Source organism: Thermodesulfobacteriota bacterium, from assembly GCA_030583865.1.
GTDB lineage: Bacteria > Desulfobacterota > GWC2-55-46 > GWC2-55-46 > GWC2-55-46 > UBA5799.
On sequence record CP129479.1, the window covers coordinates 365,906 to 382,929 of the forward strand.

General features: G+C 53.1%; 14 protein-coding genes and 1 tRNA gene. 5 read left to right on the forward strand and 10 right to left on the reverse strand.

Annotated features, from left to right (window positions below):
• Positions 1–68: 68 nt before the first annotated feature.
• The 3 genes from QY316_01735 to QY316_01745 all read left to right on the forward strand — a co-directional run bounded on the left by QY316_01735 (position 69) and on the right by QY316_01745 (position 2,940).
• Positions 69–1,148 carry a hypothetical protein gene (locus tag QY316_01735; protein ID WKZ33153.1) on the forward strand — a complete coding sequence of 360 codons (1,080 nt, stop codon included), beginning with the start codon at positions 69–71 and terminating at the stop codon, positions 1,146–1,148.
• Positions 1,149–1,607: 459 nt separating this feature from the next.
• The gene (locus QY316_01740) at positions 1,608–2,216 is read left to right on the forward strand and encodes a peptidylprolyl isomerase (GenBank protein WKZ33154.1); all 609 of its coding nucleotides are present in this window, start codon (positions 1,608–1,610) and stop codon (positions 2,214–2,216) included.
• 313 nt (positions 2,217–2,529) lie between these two features.
• Positions 2,530–2,940, forward strand: coding sequence for a universal stress protein (locus tag QY316_01745; GenBank protein WKZ33155.1), 411 nt, complete (start codon positions 2,530–2,532; stop codon positions 2,938–2,940).
• A 388-nt stretch (positions 2,941–3,328) separates the two neighbouring features.
• On the opposite strand, the gene QY316_01750 is transcribed toward QY316_01745, so the two are convergent.
• Positions 3,329–4,258, reverse strand: a complete 930-nt coding sequence (locus QY316_01750) for a hypothetical protein (protein ID WKZ33156.1) — start codon at positions 4,256–4,258, stop codon at positions 3,329–3,331.
• A 110-nt stretch (positions 4,259–4,368) separates the two neighbouring features.
• Positions 4,369–5,802: a radical SAM protein gene (locus tag QY316_01755; protein WKZ33157.1), complete on the reverse strand. Its 1,434-nt coding sequence runs from the start codon at positions 5,800–5,802 to the stop codon at positions 4,369–4,371.
• Between the two features lie 263 nt (positions 5,803–6,065).
• On the opposite strand from QY316_01755, the gene QY316_01760 reads away from it, so the two are divergent.
• Positions 6,066–6,647, forward strand: coding sequence for a nucleoside deaminase (locus QY316_01760; GenBank protein ID WKZ33158.1), 582 nt, complete (start codon positions 6,066–6,068; stop codon positions 6,645–6,647).
• 110 nt (positions 6,648–6,757) lie between these two features.
• Here QY316_01760 and QY316_01765 read toward each other — a convergent pair whose 3' ends face one another.
• From QY316_01765 to QY316_01800, 8 genes are all read right to left on the reverse strand, one after another.
• Entirely contained in the window at positions 6,758–7,528 is a 771-nt protein-coding gene (locus tag QY316_01765) for a hypothetical protein (GenBank protein WKZ33159.1), read from the reverse strand.
• A 108-nt stretch (positions 7,529–7,636) separates the two neighbouring features.
• Positions 7,637–8,074, reverse strand: coding sequence for a nucleoside deaminase (locus tag QY316_01770; protein WKZ33160.1), 438 nt, complete (start codon positions 8,072–8,074; stop codon positions 7,637–7,639).
• 413 nt (positions 8,075–8,487) lie between these two features.
• The gene (gene dps / locus QY316_01775) at positions 8,488–9,039 is read right to left on the reverse strand and encodes a DNA protection during starvation protein (GenBank protein ID WKZ33161.1); all 552 of its coding nucleotides are present in this window, start codon (positions 9,037–9,039) and stop codon (positions 8,488–8,490) included.
• A gap of 150 nt (positions 9,040–9,189) precedes the next feature.
• The gene (locus QY316_01780) at positions 9,190–9,777 is read right to left on the reverse strand and encodes a HupE/UreJ family protein (GenBank protein WKZ33162.1); all 588 of its coding nucleotides are present in this window, start codon (positions 9,775–9,777) and stop codon (positions 9,190–9,192) included.
• 128 nt (positions 9,778–9,905) lie between these two features.
• Positions 9,906–10,325 (reverse strand): nickel-responsive transcriptional regulator NikR, encoded by a 420-nt coding sequence (gene nikR, locus QY316_01785; GenBank protein WKZ33163.1) that lies wholly within the window; start codon positions 10,323–10,325, stop codon positions 9,906–9,908.
• A 356-nt stretch (positions 10,326–10,681) separates the two neighbouring features.
• Positions 10,682–10,757, reverse strand: a tRNA-Phe gene (locus QY316_01790).
• A gap of 100 nt (positions 10,758–10,857) precedes the next feature.
• Positions 10,858–12,615 carry a YgiQ family radical SAM protein gene (locus tag QY316_01795; protein ID WKZ33164.1) on the reverse strand — a complete coding sequence of 586 codons (1,758 nt, stop codon included), beginning with the start codon at positions 12,613–12,615 and terminating at the stop codon, positions 10,858–10,860.
• Between the two features lie 202 nt (positions 12,616–12,817).
• A complete protein-coding gene (locus QY316_01800) occupies positions 12,818–13,204 on the reverse strand; it encodes a cupin domain-containing protein (protein ID WKZ33165.1) in 387 nt (128 codons plus the stop codon).
• Positions 13,205–13,871: 667 nt separating this feature from the next.
• Here QY316_01800 and QY316_01805 point away from each other — a divergent pair.
• Entirely contained in the window at positions 13,872–17,021 is a 3,150-nt protein-coding gene (locus QY316_01805; GenBank protein ID WKZ33166.1) for an SLBB domain-containing protein, read from the forward strand.
• The last annotated feature ends 3 nt before the right edge of the window (positions 17,022–17,024 follow it).

Sequence of the window (17,024 nt, forward strand, 5' to 3'; positions counted from 1 at the left end):
TGCGCTGATTAGCAATCCTTGAGTGGTGCCTTGTCTGTCTTTAATTATTTGTTTTGGGGAGCTTGATTATGGGAAATGCTTTTCTTATAAAAAATGATGAAAACAAGGAGATTGAAATTGAGAAATTGCATGTAAATATTTGGCTTTTTAATAAAAAAACTATTTATCAAGAAATCGGTCTCATGTTGAAAATGAAAAAAGAACTTTTAATTAATGAAAGTAGCTTAACGTTCTCATTATCTGCTCCTTTTGCGATAAAAAATAATTATAAAGTGGACTTATACGAAAATTTGAAGAAAGATGAAATCCTGAGGCTTTTATTTAATGATGAAATAAAAGAAACGCAAAATATTGATCAATCAACAGAGCACGTAATTTGCAATAAAATTTTTAGATCAGGGGTCTGTTTCTTATTAATTAAACCAAAATTAAATATTTTAGAGAATAAAAAAGAGATCACGATAAAATTGGATTTAGAAAAAATCGATTCAGAAAAGAGTGAGCTTTTTTTTTCGGGAAAAGAAGTGCTGTATGTGTATGTGAGATTCAGATTAGAAATTGATGTAGAGAAATCAGATAATATATATATTGCCGAAAAATTTTTGAATCAAAAAATCCTATTTGATCTTAGATTTAATGAACTAAGGCGCTTTGATTATTATGCTTTAAATAAGTATAAAAAATTGCTACCAATTAAAACCATTCAAATTTTTTTAATCCAACCTGTGAGCTTTCGTGTGAGACTTGAAGATACAAAAGAAATTAAATATGTAAGATTTCTCGAAGAAAATGATATGTGGCGAGAATATATCGAAAAGCTGAAGAAGAGAAAAGAAAAATTTGTAATTTATTATTGGAAGGAAAGCCCTCGTAATAGTGCGTCATTTGATGTTCTAATCCCTACCGAGACAGAAAAAGACGAATTGCAAAGGCAACTTAATCTTTCTTCCCTTTTTGCACTATTTGCATTTTTATTTTTTATAATTCCCGAAAACCAAAGAATTATTTCAGAGGTAGAGAAATTAATTCCAAGGATAGGGGTTTATTTTAAAGGGATGTCATTATTTTTCTTAGTACTTGTTTTTTTTGTTTTTCTTTTTGGTATTATATCTTCTTTTTTTAAAAAATTATACGCTGTCCTCAAGTAAATGGTCTGTTCACCATGCCTGAGTCAGGGAAATTAGAAAGATGAATAAGTATTTATTTGCCTCTATGTCGGTTCGATTCCACCTGCGGGATTCAAGATTGGTAAGCAAAAAACGATACCGGCCCGTTCCTCTCCTTGCAAATCCCTTTCCCCCACTCCCGAACAAAGACGATCATCATTCTCCCCTCGAAAAAGCCAAAACATGACAAAAAGCATGTTTCAGGCCCGTTTGTAGGCGTATATTCCCAGCATAGCTTGAGGAACCCTTTAGGCCTCATAATTCAATTTAAGGAAGGTCTGATTGATTCCGTTTTCTGTCATTCTGAGAGAGCGAAGCGAACGAAGAGTCTCGTAACTTGCTGATTTTCCAACTACGAGATTCTTCGCTACGCTCAGAATGACAACCATTTGCGAATCAATCAGATATTCCTTAATATTTTTTACTCTATCGGAGGAGGGCATGAAAGGACGAATCGCATTATTTTTTCTACTATTTTTTATGCTGGCTGTGCCGTTCCTGGCAATCGCGGAAGAAGGGGAAGGGGATTCAAAAAGGGAAAAAAGGGCTATAATCGAGACGGTTTACGGGAGTATCGAGATACGGCTATTCCCCGATATAGCGCCGAAGCACGTCGAAAATTTCGTCCGGCTCGCGAAAGAGGGCTTCTATGACGGCACGATCTTCCACGAGGCAGTGCCGGGCTTTAAAATTCAGGGCGGAGATCCTTACACCAAGGCCAACTCCGGGAAGTATACCGGGTGCTGCCCGAGAAAAAGCAGGTACGGCCGGACCGTCCTGCCTTGGACGGTTCCCGCCGAGTTTAGTGACGTCCGGCACAAAAGGGGCATCGTCTCGATGGCGAGGTTCGAGGACGACCCGGACAGCGCGGCCTCGCAGTTCTTCATCGTTCTCAAGGACTCCAGCTCCCTTGACGGCGAATACACCGTATTCGGCGAGGTCACAAGCGGCATGGAAGTGGCCGACAGGATTGCCGCCCTTCCTAAAGACGAGGGCTATCCGAACCTTCCTGAGGAGCGGGTCGAGATGAAGGTGAGGATATTGGAGTGAGCGCGTCTCCTTTCTCTCTTTGTGCCTGAGACGGCAAGCTTGCCGTGACCGTATTTGTCCCTCCCCATTGGGGAGGCAGGGAGGGGGTGAAAAGAAACTAAACCTCTTTAATTCCACTCCCGTCAAGTGGGGGTTGGAAATATGCCGGAGCTTTATGCGGGAAGGTTCAACCTTCCCGAACCGGCTCAGGCCGCGAGGCCATCAGCCACGGACTCGCAGCCGGGAGTGAAGGCGCAATGCCCGGCTGCCGCAACCCTCTTTTAAGGAATTCGGTTTTGTCTTATAATAGCCTTAACCTTTATCGGAGGGACATATGAAGATACTCTTCTGCCATGACGGCTCTGAAAACGCCCGGAAGGCGCTGGATAAGACCCTGGAGCTTTTCAAGCTGGCCAAGCCGGAGATAATCCTCCTTACGGTAGTCGAGGGGGCAGCCGACGCCAGCATGGAAAACGAGGCGATATTCGAGAAGCAGCGCTCGGAGGGGCAGGATTTCCTGATGCGGACGGCCAAGCACATCATCGGCAAGGGGTTCGACGTGGACGCGATCCTCGCGACCGGCGACCCGAGGAAGATGATACTCGAGGCCGAAACCAACAAGAAGCCCGACATACTGGTGGTCTCGAAGCGGGGCGGAGGCATACTTGAGGACATGGTGCTCGGGAGCGTCAGCGCCTATGTCGTGCGCCATGCGAAATGCGCGGTGCTGGTATTCCATGCTTAGCAGGCTGCTGAAAAAGTCCATCTGCTTCGTTGTCTTCGTCGCTCGTCACTGCGGCGTATACAAAAATACGCCTCATTCCTCGCTTCTCGACGCCTCGCATCTGGAGCTTTTTGAGCAGCCTAACGAATTTTACGCACCCTGTTAGAAGGATTCTATCTTCTTGCTGAAATAAGATGAGTGAAATTTGACGAGCTTACTCCAGAGTATTCGAGCAGGATTGTTTGTTATTTTGTAGCTATATGCATTGAGGAATAGACGGAACGCATTCCGGGAGGTCTAATAAGCGGCAGTCATGCTCCGGGCCTCTTCTTTAAGCCTGAAATATTACCAGCCGTTCCCCGCCGAAATGCGTTCCGGTGAATTCAATCCCCGCCCGTAAGAATTTCAATCAAAGCCGCTCCCATGCCCTGCCGAACAAAAATCCGTAAGAACATACGGCGGCCATCGCGAACCCTAAAAGGACAAAGGGCGAAGGCTCTGGCACGGCAGTCTTTTTGATGGGGACCGCGAGGAAACCGTACCCCCTCTCATTGAATGTATAGCTCCCGACCAGATAGCCGAGGTCGTTGATGCCTGAAAGGCCTGAATAGGCCGCGCCCGGATAATTTATCGTGCTTACGCGGCCATTGGCGCTATCGAAGAGGAAGCCGCCTTCCATATAGCTTCCGACGACATACCCGGAGTCGTTTATGCTCCTTGCCCATATGTCCAGGCCGTAAGGCGAATCGCCGAAGACTATCTGGCTCAGGTCCTTGCCGTCATAGAGATAGGAGATCCAGAAATCCGGGTCGTAGCCCACCATCTGCCCGGAATCGTTCACATCCATAAATATCGTGGTGTTCGGAAATACCACCTTGGCCCCCTTTTCGTACAGGACGCCATTCGAGCTGTTTGTCGGCCAGTCATAATAGCCTCCGGCGGCAACGCCCGCGTCGTTAAGCCCGTTAATCGAGGTCTCGGTGTTGCCAGGGAACGAATGGGTCGAAAAACCCCTGCCATCAAGGATGAAATCGCGGTAGTTATGGCCGTTATTGTACTCGCCTACCATCTTGCCGGAATCGTTTATGTCCTTTATGCCCGTATTGCCGCCGCTGCCCGGATAATCTATGGTGAGGTATCCGGCGCCGTCGTAGACAAATCCGTGCGAGCCGGTCCCGTCCGAGTATGTTCCGACTATATGCCCGAGGTTATTTATCCCGTTCGCGCTCGTCCATAATGCGCCCGGCACCTCTATGGTTGTGAACTCATACTGGGTCGCGTACGCGCCGGAGGAAAGACCTGCTATGAAAAATACGGCTAAAAGCCATGTTTTTCTCATGTCGGCCCCCTTTTGAATGATATGTATCTGAGTATAGCAGAGAAGGACGGGGCGGTTTTTGAGCGCAGCGCTTGTTTGAGACTTGACGCCCGGAAGTGGAGAGAGGGGCTTTATTCCCCTCCTCCTGGGTTCGCGAAGAAAAAGCCGCGCACGTTCCTCACTCCAACGGAAATCATCTCGGAGAGCTTAAGGTTCTCGCTCCGGAGGAAGCACCAGCCGTAAGAGGCGAGGAACGCCAGGTTGAAGAAGAAGTTCGGCCTGAGCCGTATGAGCCGCTTTATGAGCGGAAGGAGGAACGGGAACTTGACCCCGTAAAAAAAGAGCTTCTGCAGGTTTATGAGCTCGTTCTTATGGGGAGACTTGAGCACGCTTTCCTTGAAGAATGACGGGTTCGCGCAGTCGGCCGAGGAATCGAGAAGGCCCTTTTCGCGCGCGTACTCCGCAAGCTCGGTGCCCGGGAAAGGGTAGAACAGGGCGCACCAGGGATAGTCGGTCTTTATCTCGGCGTTTATGGCAACCGTCCTGAAGGCGTCTTCAAGCGTTTCTCCGGGGAGGCCAAGTATGTTGTAGGTCCTGAACCTTATGCCGTATTTCTTTAGGAGCCTCCCGGTATTTACTATCTCCTGGTCGGTCACCTTCTTTTTCAGGAGCGAGTTACGGAGGTCTTCGCTCCCGGTCTCGACCCCGAAAAAGACGTTCTTGCACCCGGCGCGCTTTAGCCCTTTAATGGTCTCCTCGTCCGCAAGATCGGCCCTGACCAGGCAGATGAACGGGAGGCCGGCCTCTTTCGGGTATTTCGCGGCGAACTCCGCGAACCATTGCTTATTGAGGATGAAGGTGTCGTCCTGCATGTAGACGGTCCGGAGGCTGGTTGAGGAGCGCACCTCATTTATCTCGGCTATGAGGTTGTCAACGCTCCTGTACCGGACGGCCTTGCCCTTACCCTTGTAAAGTTTTATGAGCGCGTGGTTGAAGCAGAAGGTGCAGTCGAACGGGCAGCCGCGGCCGCCGATAAAGGCCCTCTGGGAACGGTTCAGGAAAGGATATTTGCCTGCGTAAAGGGTCCTGTCCGGGAATGGCAGCTCGTCAAGGTCCTCGATAAGGGGTCGCGGCTCGTTCCTGGTAATCCCGTCTTTCGTCTTGAACCAGAAGTTCCGGATGGAGAGGATGTCCTCTCCCCTGTCGAGCCTTTCGGCAAGTTCAAGGAGCGCGTACTCTCCTTCGCCCCTGCAAACGGCGTCTACAGGCTCCTCCTCTATGACCTGGGGGAAGTATGTCGCGTGCGCGCCGCCGAAGACCGTCATCACAGGCGCGGCCTTCTTGAGCCTGGAGGCGAACTTCAATGCCCAGATGTGCGCGCCCGTGGTGCAGGGGAAGCCCGCAATATCCGGACGGAAAGCGGCGATCTCTGCGAGGGCTCTCTCTTCGTCGCCGCTCACGATGAACATCTCGACAACGTGCCCGTGCCTTTTGAGGACCGCCGAAAGGTACATGACCCCGAGATATTCGAAAGCGATGTTCTGGATGAAGGCTATTCGAGCCATGCGGGGAACACTCGTGAGTGATTCTGAAACGCCCGAGAATATTCGAAGATTAGCATTTCAGGAGCGGAAAATAAAGACAATCGGGCCGAAGCCAGGCGGCCTGAATGCGGATCCGAAAACGAAAAAAGCCGGGCGAAAATCGCCCGGCCCTCGGCTTTACATGGTGGCCAGGGAGGTAATTGAACCCCCGACACCGAAAATTCCCTTGCCGTGCAGCGAATCGCTTTCTTTAAATCTGTGAATAATTTTGTTATAAGGCAGATATGAGCGACAAAGGACTGAAACTTGTATTGCCGAAATGGGTCGCCGGTTTTGTTGAGGACCGGGAAGCGTCATATCCGGATATAGAGGACAGGATGAGGCTTGTGATCGACCTGGCAAGGAAGAATATTGAGGCGGGCACCGGAGGCCCTTTTGGAGCAGCCGTATTCGATATGCGTACTCACAGGCTGATATCCGTTGGAATCAACCAGGTAGAACTCTTGAACTGTTCAGTCCTTCACGCAGAGATAGTGGCCTTGATACTTGCCCAGGAAAAATCAAGGAATTATGACCTTGGCGCGTCTGGAATGCCTGAGTGCGAACTTGTCTCCAGCGTGGAGCCATGCGCCATGTGTTTCGGCGCAATCCCCTGGTCTGGAATAAGGAGACTTGCATACGGCGCTTCGGAAAAGGATGTCGAAGCGATAGGTTTTGACGAGGGCGATAAGGTCGACGACTGGGCCGGCTCGCTTATCCGGCGCGGCATAGACGTCCAAAAAGAGGTCTGCCGGACCGAAGCCGATAAGGTGCTGAAGGAATATAAAAGGATGGGTGGGAAGATCTATAACCCCAGGCGGGAATGAAAAGATGGATTTGATTGCCCCTATTCGCTCGTCAGATGAATGTCGCCATTATGCCTTCCCCCTCTCTTTTTATCATCATGGCTGGTTATCTTCATATAGGCGGATACCGGCTAATTTTGCGGAACGGCGCTGACGATTATCACGAATTTCCATTGTGTAAGAGGGGATGTCAGGTATATCGCTTTTTTTATGGCATTGTCGAACTCGTAGGTCACTTCTCCGGAATCGCCTGCCAGCATCTCATTCGCGGCTTTTTTGAGGGTCTCGCTTCCAAGTTCCCTGGGGTCAAGAAAGTGGCGGTCCGTCTCGCTATGAAGGGTGGTCAGGCCGTTCGGGGCCAGGGCAAAAAATGCCAGGCCTGTCCGGAGGTCAAGAACATAGGCAATCTGCTCGGAGAGCTTATCGAGAAAGATCGTCGCGCCGACAGCGCCGGTTACCTTCCCTCCCTCTTTTATGGGGACCGCAATAACTGCGGAGCGCTGGCCGGTACTTTTGCTGACAACAAGGGCGCCGATTACTGTCCGGCCCGCCATGAGGTCCGGGAAATAAGCCCTATCGCTCAGTTTCTCGTCCATGATTCCCTTGTCAACAGTGTAATAGGCCCCGTCAGGGCGGAGATACCAGATAATGAGTCCTTTCTCAGAGTTTTGATAACCGCTGAAAAGTGTTTTCATGCGCTCCCAATCTCCCGACCGCGCTTCGTTCGTTGTGGCCAGCATTTCAAGGCTCTTTTGAACAGAGCTGATTCGTAAGTCCGTGTAAGACATGAATGCGTACAGCAGGCTCTGCGCATCCCTCTCCGAAGGGGACTGGGCGAAGGAAATGCAGGGCATTATCAGTAAGTACAAAAAGACACTTGGGAAAAAGCATTTTTTAGCCATAGGTTTAACCCCCTGAGAAGAAAATATGATTTCTTTGCCCCGTTTTCGCTGCTTCAAGCTGAATTCCGGGCTGAGCGCATTATGTAAGGTGGAACCGAAAAAAACCTGTCACTTGCCGATGTCTTCGGCCCAGAGATTAGGATGGCTCTGGATAAAATCGCGCATAAGCTGGATGCAGCGCTGGTCCTGGAGGACCTGGACCCTAACGCCGTGGGCTGAAAGCCGATGCTCTTCCCCCAAAAATGACCGGTTCTCTCCAATGACAACGCTTGGAATGCCGTAGAGCAGGATGGCTCCGCTGCACATGGAGCATGGCGAAAGGGTCGTGTATAGGGTGCACGCACGGTAGAATGCGGCGGATTGGCGCCCGGCGTTCTCGAGCGCGTCCATCTCGCCATGTAGAATAACGCTGCCCTTCTGTACGCGACGATTATGACCGCGGCCGACGATGGCGCCTGAATGCACGAGTATGGAGCCGATAGGTATGCCACCCTCATTCAGGCTGCGCTCCGCCTCTTCGATCGCAACGAGAAGAAACGGATCCATTAAATATCCTCCTCAATTCTCGGTATTTTTAGCTGATTGAGCCGGGTTCTCTTTTAACAGGATACTCGCGAGCGCTGATTTAGTCCAGCGGCACGGACCGCTGAAGTGCGTTCTCACCGGAACCCCTGCTATACAAAAACCATACAATCCAAAAAGAAAAGGGGTTAGCCAATGTCAGCTAACCCCTTGATTTTGATGGTGGCCAGGGAGGGAATTGAACCCCCGACACGGGGATTTTCAGGTTTCCTCCGAGCACCACCTGTCTTTTGCTTCCGTTTGTTTTCCTTTGCTCCTGTCTACCTTTTGTGGCTTTTCAGCGGATATCCTTTCGCTCCTTTTGGGTGGTTTTTTCGTCTATCTGGTATACAAAAACTATACAATCGGAGCAAGCAGGTTTCACGCACAATGGAGTTTTACTTCAGGAACTTCGAGACAAATGGAGACGTATCGCCCCTTCTCATAAAGTGGCCTGAAGCCCCTTCGCCCAGGAACTCGGAGAACCAGGACTCATGCTCTATCTCCTCGTTAAGAATAGAGAGCGCGAGATCGTATGTACGATGGTCCTTTCCAGCGGTCAGGTTACAAATGTTCGTATAACCCCTGACAGCGCACCTTTCTGCCTCTACCAGCACCTTAAGTATCGCCTTGACATCCCTCGGGTCTGCCGGCAGCCTGGCCGGCTTGCAAGCTGAAATGTCATGGAAGTCGTTCATGCTGTCCGGCAATTTCCCCCCAAGCTCGTAGATGCGTGGAACCAGGGCTTCGAAATGGTTTCTGTCCTCTATGCGGGCAGTCTCCGCTATCTCCTTGGCCACCTCCCCTTCCATGCCGATAAGGTTCACCCTGAGGATCGTATAATAATAATAGGTCGTCAGTTCCGCAGAGGCGTTTCTTATAAGCAGGTCCAGCAACTGACCGATGTCGATCCCTGCCTTTTCCACCATATCCCTCGCGACATTTGCCATGGCGACCTCCATTTTTTCATTAAAACGGATATATTTATTATATCAGATGCACCAAGATGTGCCGGTATTCGGACAAAAAAATCCCCCAGACCATACCGGCTTGGGGGATTATTGCATATAGCTTACGCTCACTGACAAAAAAAGGCAGCCCTATAACGCGAAGAGCAGCCAAGCCCCGCCTGCAGCTATCAGTCCGCCCGCGTAGCGCACCAGATGGACCCTGTTGAGGGCTTTAAAGGCGACTCCGATACCGATGCCGCAAAGATGCAGAAGAGCGGTCGAGATAACAAAACCGGCGCTGTAAGCGAGCCCAGACGCACTGCCCGGTATCTCTGCACCATGCGCGTGTCCATGAAAGACGGCAAAGACCCCGACTATCGCGACGCTTAGAGCGACAGGGAACCTGGCGGCAGCCGTTACAAGGAGCCCAAGAACCAGTACAGAAGTCGCAATGCCCTCCTCGATTAGTGGCACCGCAATGCCGCTCAGGCCCAGAAAGCCCCCGAAAGCCATGAGGCTGACGAACGCAGTTGGCACCGCCCATACCGCCCTGTTGCCCGCCTGTGCGGCCCATATCCCGACGGCCACCATCGCGAGAACATGGTCCAGGCCGCCCGCCGGATGTCCGAATCCATGCATGAATCCATGGGCATTCCCCATGCCAGTATGGGCATACGCCGCAGCGGGCGTCAACAAATACACAGCGGCAAGCAGTAGAGTTTTGCTTTTTAAATCCATTTTGCTTCTCCTCCCAATTTTTTCAGGAAAGCTGTCCCGCTTTCCATGTTTATCATCGCTTCTGCCGGACAAGCGATAAAATCATAGCACCATTTCAAAATTCGTGCCACCCATTTGAAGCAAAAAAACTACTTAAGCCCCTTTCCGCTTGTGGTGGCGGTAAACTTTCCGTGTTTCACGCCTTTAACCGACATCAGGCTCTCCGCAATCGACCTGACTTCGCGTGGCGCGCCGCGGACCACCAATACTTCGAGGCAATTATGTGCATCGAGGTGGATGTGCATCGTCGAAATCACCGACGCGTGGTGTCGGTGCTGCATCTCGGTCAGCTTCGATTGAAGCTCCTTTGAATGGTGTGAATAGATGATGGTAACGGTGCCTACGGCAGCTACGCCGTCTTCATCTTTCCATTCCTCCTGGACGAGACTGTCGCGTATCAGATCGCGTATTGCCTCACTCCTGTTCGCATACCCTTTTCTGGAAATGGACGTGTCGAACCTCTTAAGGAGGGCATTGTCCAGTGATACTCCAAATCGCTTGATGGACATGTAATTTTTCTGCCTCAGTATTTTTGCTTCCAAGATACCGTTTCAACCAAGGATGTCAAGATGTTTGTCCCTACCTGCTTTTGAACTCATGCAGCATAAAAATGGAAGGAAGGGAAGTCTCCAGCATACCTTCGCAAGTCAACTTGTAATGGCAGGAGTAGAACTTACCAAGGTAAAGGAGCTTTTAGGCTACAAAGCCTTTACCATGCTCCCCGCTACGCTCGCCTTGTTCCCTCTCATAAAGTTAAAGCTGTAAGTTATTGGTAGGAGCCTTGACTGAAAAGCCTGCTATACAAAAACCATACAATCCAAAAAGAAAAGGGGTTAGCCAATGTCAGCTAACCCCTTGATTTTAATGGTGGCCAGGGAGGGAATTGAACCCCCGACACGGGGATTTTCAGTCCCCTGCTCTACCGACTGAGCTACCTGGCCTTCTTCCGAAATCCTAAACCAACAAAATAATATTAACAGGCCGGGTTGTCAAGGCCATTTTCCATTTGAACGGACCCGAAAAGGACAGCCCGAGCCCGATTCAGCGCCCCCCTTTGGGGCCGCGTCTCTTTGCCCCTGAACCCCTTCTTTTTCCGGCATATCCGCCAAAGCCCTGGCCAAAAAGGACGGCCTTCTGCTCGTCCCTGCCCTTGCCGGTCCTCTCGACGAAGCATGGCTTTCCGGTAAACGGGTCGCGCCCTGTCCAGTACATGAGGGTCGAGTAGGTCGAGGGGGTTGGCGTAAAGACCTGCGCCTGCTCGGGGACCCCGCCGAGCTCCTTTATCGCGAACGCGCGGAGTTTCTTCATGTCATCGAGAGAGCAGCCGGGGTGGGCTGCCATGAGGTAATACGAAAGGAACTGCTTCAGCCCCGCCTCTTTTGTGAACCTGTAAAAAAGCTCCTTGAATTTCACGAGCGCGTCCTTGTCGCAGCCGGGCTTCCCCATCAGGCTAAGCACGTTGCCCTCCGTGTGCTCGGGCGCTACCTTCATCTGGCCCGAGACATGGTGAAGGACGAGCTCCTTAAGATAGCTCTCCCCGTCTTTCTTGTCCGCGAGCACCAAGTCGTGCCTGATGCCCGAGGCGACTACCACCTTTTTTACTCCCTTCACCGAACGGAGCGCCTTCAAAAGAGGTATCTGCTCCCCATGCCCCTGCTTAAGAAGCGGGCAGACATTCGGTGAGATGCAGCTCTTTTTCGGGCAGCAGCCCTCTTTTTCCATCCTCGTGCAGCCGCTTCCGTACATGTTGGCAGATGGCCCGCCCACGTCGTGTATCCTTCCCTTGAAAAGCGGATGCCTCGCCATCTCCTCCGCCTCCGCAATGATGGAAGCACGGCTTCTGCTCCTTACGCGCCTGCCCTCGTGGACGGCTATGGCGCAGAAGCCGCACTCGCCGTAGCAGCCCCTGTGCGTGGATATGGAGAATCGTATCGTCTCAAGGGCCTTTACATCGCCGTACTTCCGGTGAAATGGATGGAGGTCCCGTTCGTACCCGAGGGCGTATACGCGGTCAAGTTCCTCTCCGGTCAGATATTCCGCCGGAGGGTTCTGGACGAGATAGCGGTCGCCGTGCCCCTGGGCGAGCGGAAGTGCGGTAGCCGGGTCGTTATTCGCGTAGAAGAGGCGGAAGGCCCTGGTGAAGGCATCTTTTTCTGCCGCGCATTCCTCAAAGGAAGGGAGCTCTACCGCGCCTTCGGGCAGGTCTTTCGAGATGCGGCAGAGCCCGCGTATATCGGAGAGGTCTTTCCCTTCTTTAAGGCGGTTGGCAAGCTCTACAGCCGAACGCTCAGCCATGCCGTAAAGGAGATAGTCGGCCTTTGAATCGAAAAGGACCGACCTCCTTATGGAGTCGGTCCAGAAGTCGTAATGCGCAACGCGCCGGAGGCTCGCCTCTATGCCGCCAAGCACTATGGGGCGGGTCCCCTTGAAATGTCTTCTAATAAGGTTGGAGTAGATGATCGCGGCCCGGTCCGGCCTCCTGTCATTGGTGCCGCCCGGGGTGTAGTCGTCGCTTGCGCGCCGGCGGCCGGAGGCGGTGCGGTTTGCAACCATCGAATCCAGGCAGCCGCCGGTTACGCCCCAGAAAAGGAGGGGCTCGCCGAGGCGCAGGATATCCGCGCCGGATATGTCGGGCTGGCCGATAATCCCGACCCTGTAGCCCGCGTCTACGAGCACCTTCCCGATGACAGCGACCCCGATGAAGGGCGAATCGATGTAGCTATCGCCGGTCACGAGTATCACGTCGAGGCGGTCCCAGCCGAGCGCCTTGGCCTCTTTTTCCGTAGTAGGGAGAAACATCTTGATTAAGGCAACCTCTAAAAATCGATCTTTTCCCCGGACTCTGTGTCAGGCCGTGAATAAAAATGCTCACATATTGTCATATATGCTCCGCTTTTTATTCCCGGCCTTCCTTGATTGCGGGGGAAATCTCTGTTTTAGAGGTTGCCTTGACTATGATACAGGATAACCCGTGCGGCCGGAAGCGGATTATTCGAACTGTTCATTTCTTATGTTTCTCCCTCTCATAGGCCTCTGCCTCGGCCTTGCTCTTGTGTATCGTGCCGTGCGGGTGCTCCGGGGGCGAGTAGACGGTATAGAGCTTCATGGGCTCGCTCGAGTCGTTTACTATGTTGTGCTCAGTTCCCGCGGGTATGACGACCGCGGAGCCGTCCTGTATCTTGTGCTTCTTTCCGTCAAGCACGGCGGTGCCGGTCCCGGCCTCGACCCTTATGAACTGGTCAACGTCGTCGTGCGTCTCCATCCCGATGTCCTCGCCCGGCGCGAGCGCCATCACTACAAGCTGGCTGTTCGGGCCCGTAAAAAGGACTTCGCGAAAATACCCGTTCTCAAGCGATTTCTTTTCGATATCGGTCAGATACCCTGCCATGTCCGCCTCCTTTTCTTAGCCCTGCCCGGGCCGGGATTATGAAGAATATGTCACCAATTTACATTATATCAGGCAAGAGGCCTGGTTTTCAGGGGCTGGTCATTTCCAGTCAAACCGAGTCGAAAAGCATAAAGGCTTTTGAGATAGTTTAGTCCATCAATGAATGGTTTAGTTTCAGAGGGGTAATCACCTTGGGTTTTACTCACGAGGTTGACAAATTTCTGAAACCCCGCTATATATAAGCCAGCATCCGAGGAACCTCTTCAAGACCCCGCAACTGCGAAGTTTCCATCCCGCTCTCATCAAGGCAATCATCCGGAAATACGGCGATTCAACCCTCCTTTGTCCCTTCGGCTAAGGGTTGGTCCCGCTTCTGGCAGTTCCTTATCTGTCCGAAGCTCCACGAAACTCATCCTGTCATAGCGGAAAGTGCAGAGGTCAGAGTAGGCTCTGTCCACAATGTGCCCTGCCTGCCTTAGATTCCACTGATGGCACGGGTGCCTCAGGAAGTCAGACCTCTTCCGAGCTTCTAAAAAAGAGGTCATCTGGGTGCGTATCGTGCCTGGTCCAGGCCGCGAGTGTGCAGCCTGCCCATGCTGAGCGGGAAGACCTGCATTTTTTACGGAAAAAACCATGAAAGGGGCCAGGGTCCCAGGGGGTTTCAGGTTTGAGATCAGCCGTACTTTTTTTATCCATCCTGCTCTTTTTCAGCTCCGGGGTCTTTGCGGAAGATACTTGCGTCGAGAAGAGAGAGGCCGTAGGCGCGCTTACGGCTGAAGGGTTCGAGGCTTTCAGGGCCGATAACGAGTATATCGAATTAAGGCCCGAAGAAGCTGCAAAGGGAAGGGGCCTGCTTAAATCAAAAGACATCGGGAGCCAGCCGTTACCGCTGAAAGGCGAAGCTGGACGATTGCTGCCTACCGGCGCGGACAGGAGAGAGGCCGCAATGGAGCACAAGGGGGAATGCAAAGGCAGCGGACTCAGCCTCCCTGACGAGGCCGACAGGGGGAAAAAACCTTCCGCAAAGTCGCTCTTTGAAAGGTACCTCCCAAGCCCTGAGCCCCTTGAGGTCTCAACCAGCCTCGGCCCGTTCGGCTACGAGATCTTCAAGGCGAACCAGGCGGTCATTTTACAGGACGCTCCGGTCGCTTCGGATTACGTCATCGGGCCCGGAGACGAGATGAACGTCCTCGTTTGGGGCAGGATGAACGGACAGTACGCGCTTACCGTCAGCCGGGAAGGAACGGTACAGATGCCGGATATAGGGCCAGTCCAGGTCGGCGGCTTGACATTCGCTGAGATGAAGAAGGCACTTTCAAGCCGCATAAGTGGCGCGATAGGCACCGAGGCGAGCATCACAATGGGGAAGTTCAGGAGCATACAGGTCTTTGTCCTCGGCGAGGTGGAAAAGCCGGGGGCCTACGTCGTGAACGGGATGTCCACCCTGACCGGCGCGCTCATGCTCGCTGGCGGCCCTTCGGCCATAGGCTCTTTGCGGAATATCGAGCTCAAGCGCGGCGGAAAGCCTATGTCTTCCATGGACCTCTACGACCTCCTTTTGAAGGGCGACAACTCGATGGACACGCGGCTCCAGAGCGGCGACGTCATCTTCGTCCCTCCCGTCGGGCCGCTCGTGGGAGTGGCCGGAAACGTAAAAAGGCCGGCTGTATATGAGCTCGCCCGCTCCCTTGACCTTGCGGGCGTAATCGAGCTTGCGGGCGGGACCATGCCGACGGCGTTTACGCAGAGGGTGCAGGTCGAGAGGATCGAGGGGAATAAAAAAAGGACGGTCACGGACATAAACGCGGAAGACAGGGGCGCTGCGGGCGATTTCATGCTCCAGGACGGCGATCTCGTAAAGGTCTTCGCCATAACCGAGAAGGACGCGAACGCTGTCTTCGTCCGCGGTAAGGTAAAGAGGCCTGGGAAATATGAGCTCAAGGACGGCATGAGGCTGAGTGACATTTTAAGGGGCGAGGGCGACGTAGACGAAGAGGCCCATCTCGATTACGGGCTCATAAAAAGGCTCGAGCCGCCGGAGATGAAAGCCGAGCTCCTTCCGTTCAGCCTCGCCTCGGTCTTTTCCGGAAAAGACGACCCGCTGCTCAAGCCGCGGGACACGGTATTCGTCTTCTCAAGATGGTTTTTCTCCGAAAGGCCCAGGGTAAGGCTCGTTGGCGAAGTCAGGTGCAGCTCTGATTTCGTCCTTGAGTCCAGGGACCGCAAGGAAAAGAGGATGGAGCGGCGGGAAGCAGAGGAAAAGCCCGCGCCTTTTGAACCGGGGAAAGATGAGAAACCCAGGCAGAAGCCGGATAAGCAAGGAGATTTTAAAAAAGAGTTGAAGAAAGAGGGAGCAGTCCGTAAGGACGAGGACAGGCCCGGCCTGAAAGAAATCCGGGCCGAGCGGGAAAACCCGGCGCGGGACGCGAAAGAAATTCGGCAGAATGGCCAGGACCAGTCGGAGGAGGCCGGATATGAGGACAAAGGGGATCCCTCTTACAAGAGTTGCGAGCTCGAATACAGGGAAAATTTGACGGTCAGGGACCTGGTCCTCCTTACTGGAGGCCTCGCACCCGAGGCCTCTTCGGGCGGGTTCGAGGTGTACAGGACCGACCCTGAGACGCGGGCAATGGAATCAATGGAGCTCAATCTCTCAAAGGCGATGGCGGCGGACGCCGGGCACAATCTGAGGCTTCGCCCGGACGACCGCGTGGTAATACATTCAGTCCGCGAATCATCACCCAGGCGCTTCGTCTCGATAAGAGGGGAGGTCGGGAAGCCCGGGGAGTACGAGTACGCCTCGAACTGGACGGTAAAAGACCTTGTCTTTGCCGCCGGCGGAGTCCTCGAGTCGGCTTACCTCAAAGAGGCGGAGTTCGCCTCCGGCGTCGTCGAGGATGGCAGGTACGGTATAAGGCACATGACAATTGACATTGACAGCGCCCTGGCCGGCGACCCTGGGCATAACCTGCCCCTCAGCCCAAACGACAGCATACATGTGAAGAGGATACCGGAGTGGAGGGGCGAGATGTACGTTTCGCTCAAGGGGGAGGTCGCCTTCCCGGGCCGCTACATAATAAGAAAGGGAGAGGCCCTGAGCTCGGTAATAAGGAGGGCGGGCGGCTTCTCGGATAGCGCCTATCTCAAAGGCGCGGTCTTCACAAGGGAATCGGTCCGGAAGCTCCAGCAGAAGAACATAGACGACGCCATAGACAGGTTCGAGCAGAAGATACTGAGCCGGTCCGCCGATTCGGCGATGAGCGCGCTCGGCGCCGACGAGGCCCGGCAGATACAGAGCGCAAAGGAGCAGAAGATAGCGCTCGTCGAAAAGCTCAGGGCCGCAAAGGCGACCGGAAGGATCAGCATAAGGCTCGAAGGCCTCGAAAGCTTCGAGGGCTCGGTTTACGACATCGCGCTGGAGGACGGCGACGAGCTGCTCGTGCCGTCCCGGTCCGACCAGGTCCAGGTCATGGGCGCGGTCTTCAACCAGACGGCCTTCGTGCACGAGCCAAACGCGACGGTATCGTCCTATCTTGGAAAATCAGGAGGCATGACCTCCGACGCGGACAGGAAGGCGATCTATATCCTCAAGGTGGACGGCACGGCCAGAAGCGGAAGCGGCTGGGGCCTGAGATGGGACAGCTCCAGAGGGAGCTGGCTTTCAGGCGGGCTCATGTCCGAGCGGCTCGACCCCGGCGACACGATAGTGGTCCCTGAGAAGGTAGACAAGATAGCGTGGCTCAAGGAAACGAAGGACCTCACCCAGATACTCTACCAGATAGCGGTTACCGCCGGGGTCCTCATGGTGATGTTCTGACAG

Excerpts from the sequence above, each read along its gene's own strand:
- nikR (WKZ33163.1), bottom strand. The coding sequence starts at position 10,325 with ATGTCCATCAAGCGATTTGGAGTATCACTGGACAATGCCCTCCTTAAG.
- QY316_01745 (WKZ33155.1), top strand. The coding sequence starts at position 2,530 with ATGAAGATACTCTTCTGCCATGACGGCTCTGAAAACGCCCGGAAGGCG.
- QY316_01800 (WKZ33165.1), bottom strand. The coding sequence starts at position 13,204 with ATGGCAGGGTATCTGACCGATATCGAAAAGAAATCGCTTGAGAACGGG.
- QY316_01795 (WKZ33164.1), bottom strand. The coding sequence starts at position 12,615 with ATGTTTCTCCCTACTACGGAAAAAGAGGCCAAGGCGCTCGGCTGGGAC.
- QY316_01765 (WKZ33159.1), bottom strand. The coding sequence starts at position 7,528 with ATGGCTAAAAAATGCTTTTTCCCAAGTGTCTTTTTGTACTTACTGATA.
- QY316_01755 (WKZ33157.1), bottom strand. The coding sequence starts at position 5,802 with ATGGCTCGAATAGCCTTCATCCAGAACATCGCTTTCGAATATCTCGGG.
- dps (WKZ33161.1), bottom strand. The coding sequence starts at position 9,039 with ATGGCAAATGTCGCGAGGGATATGGTGGAAAAGGCAGGGATCGACATC.
- QY316_01780 (WKZ33162.1), bottom strand. The coding sequence starts at position 9,777 with ATGGATTTAAAAAGCAAAACTCTACTGCTTGCCGCTGTGTATTTGTTG.
- QY316_01770 (WKZ33160.1), bottom strand. The coding sequence starts at position 8,074 with ATGGATCCGTTTCTTCTCGTTGCGATCGAAGAGGCGGAGCGCAGCCTG.
- QY316_01735 (WKZ33153.1), top strand. The coding sequence starts at position 69 with ATGGGAAATGCTTTTCTTATAAAAAATGATGAAAACAAGGAGATTGAA.
- QY316_01740 (WKZ33154.1), top strand. The coding sequence starts at position 1,608 with ATGAAAGGACGAATCGCATTATTTTTTCTACTATTTTTTATGCTGGCT.
- QY316_01750 (WKZ33156.1), bottom strand. The coding sequence starts at position 4,258 with ATGAGAAAAACATGGCTTTTAGCCGTATTTTTCATAGCAGGTCTTTCC.
- QY316_01760 (WKZ33158.1), top strand. The coding sequence starts at position 6,066 with ATGAGCGACAAAGGACTGAAACTTGTATTGCCGAAATGGGTCGCCGGT.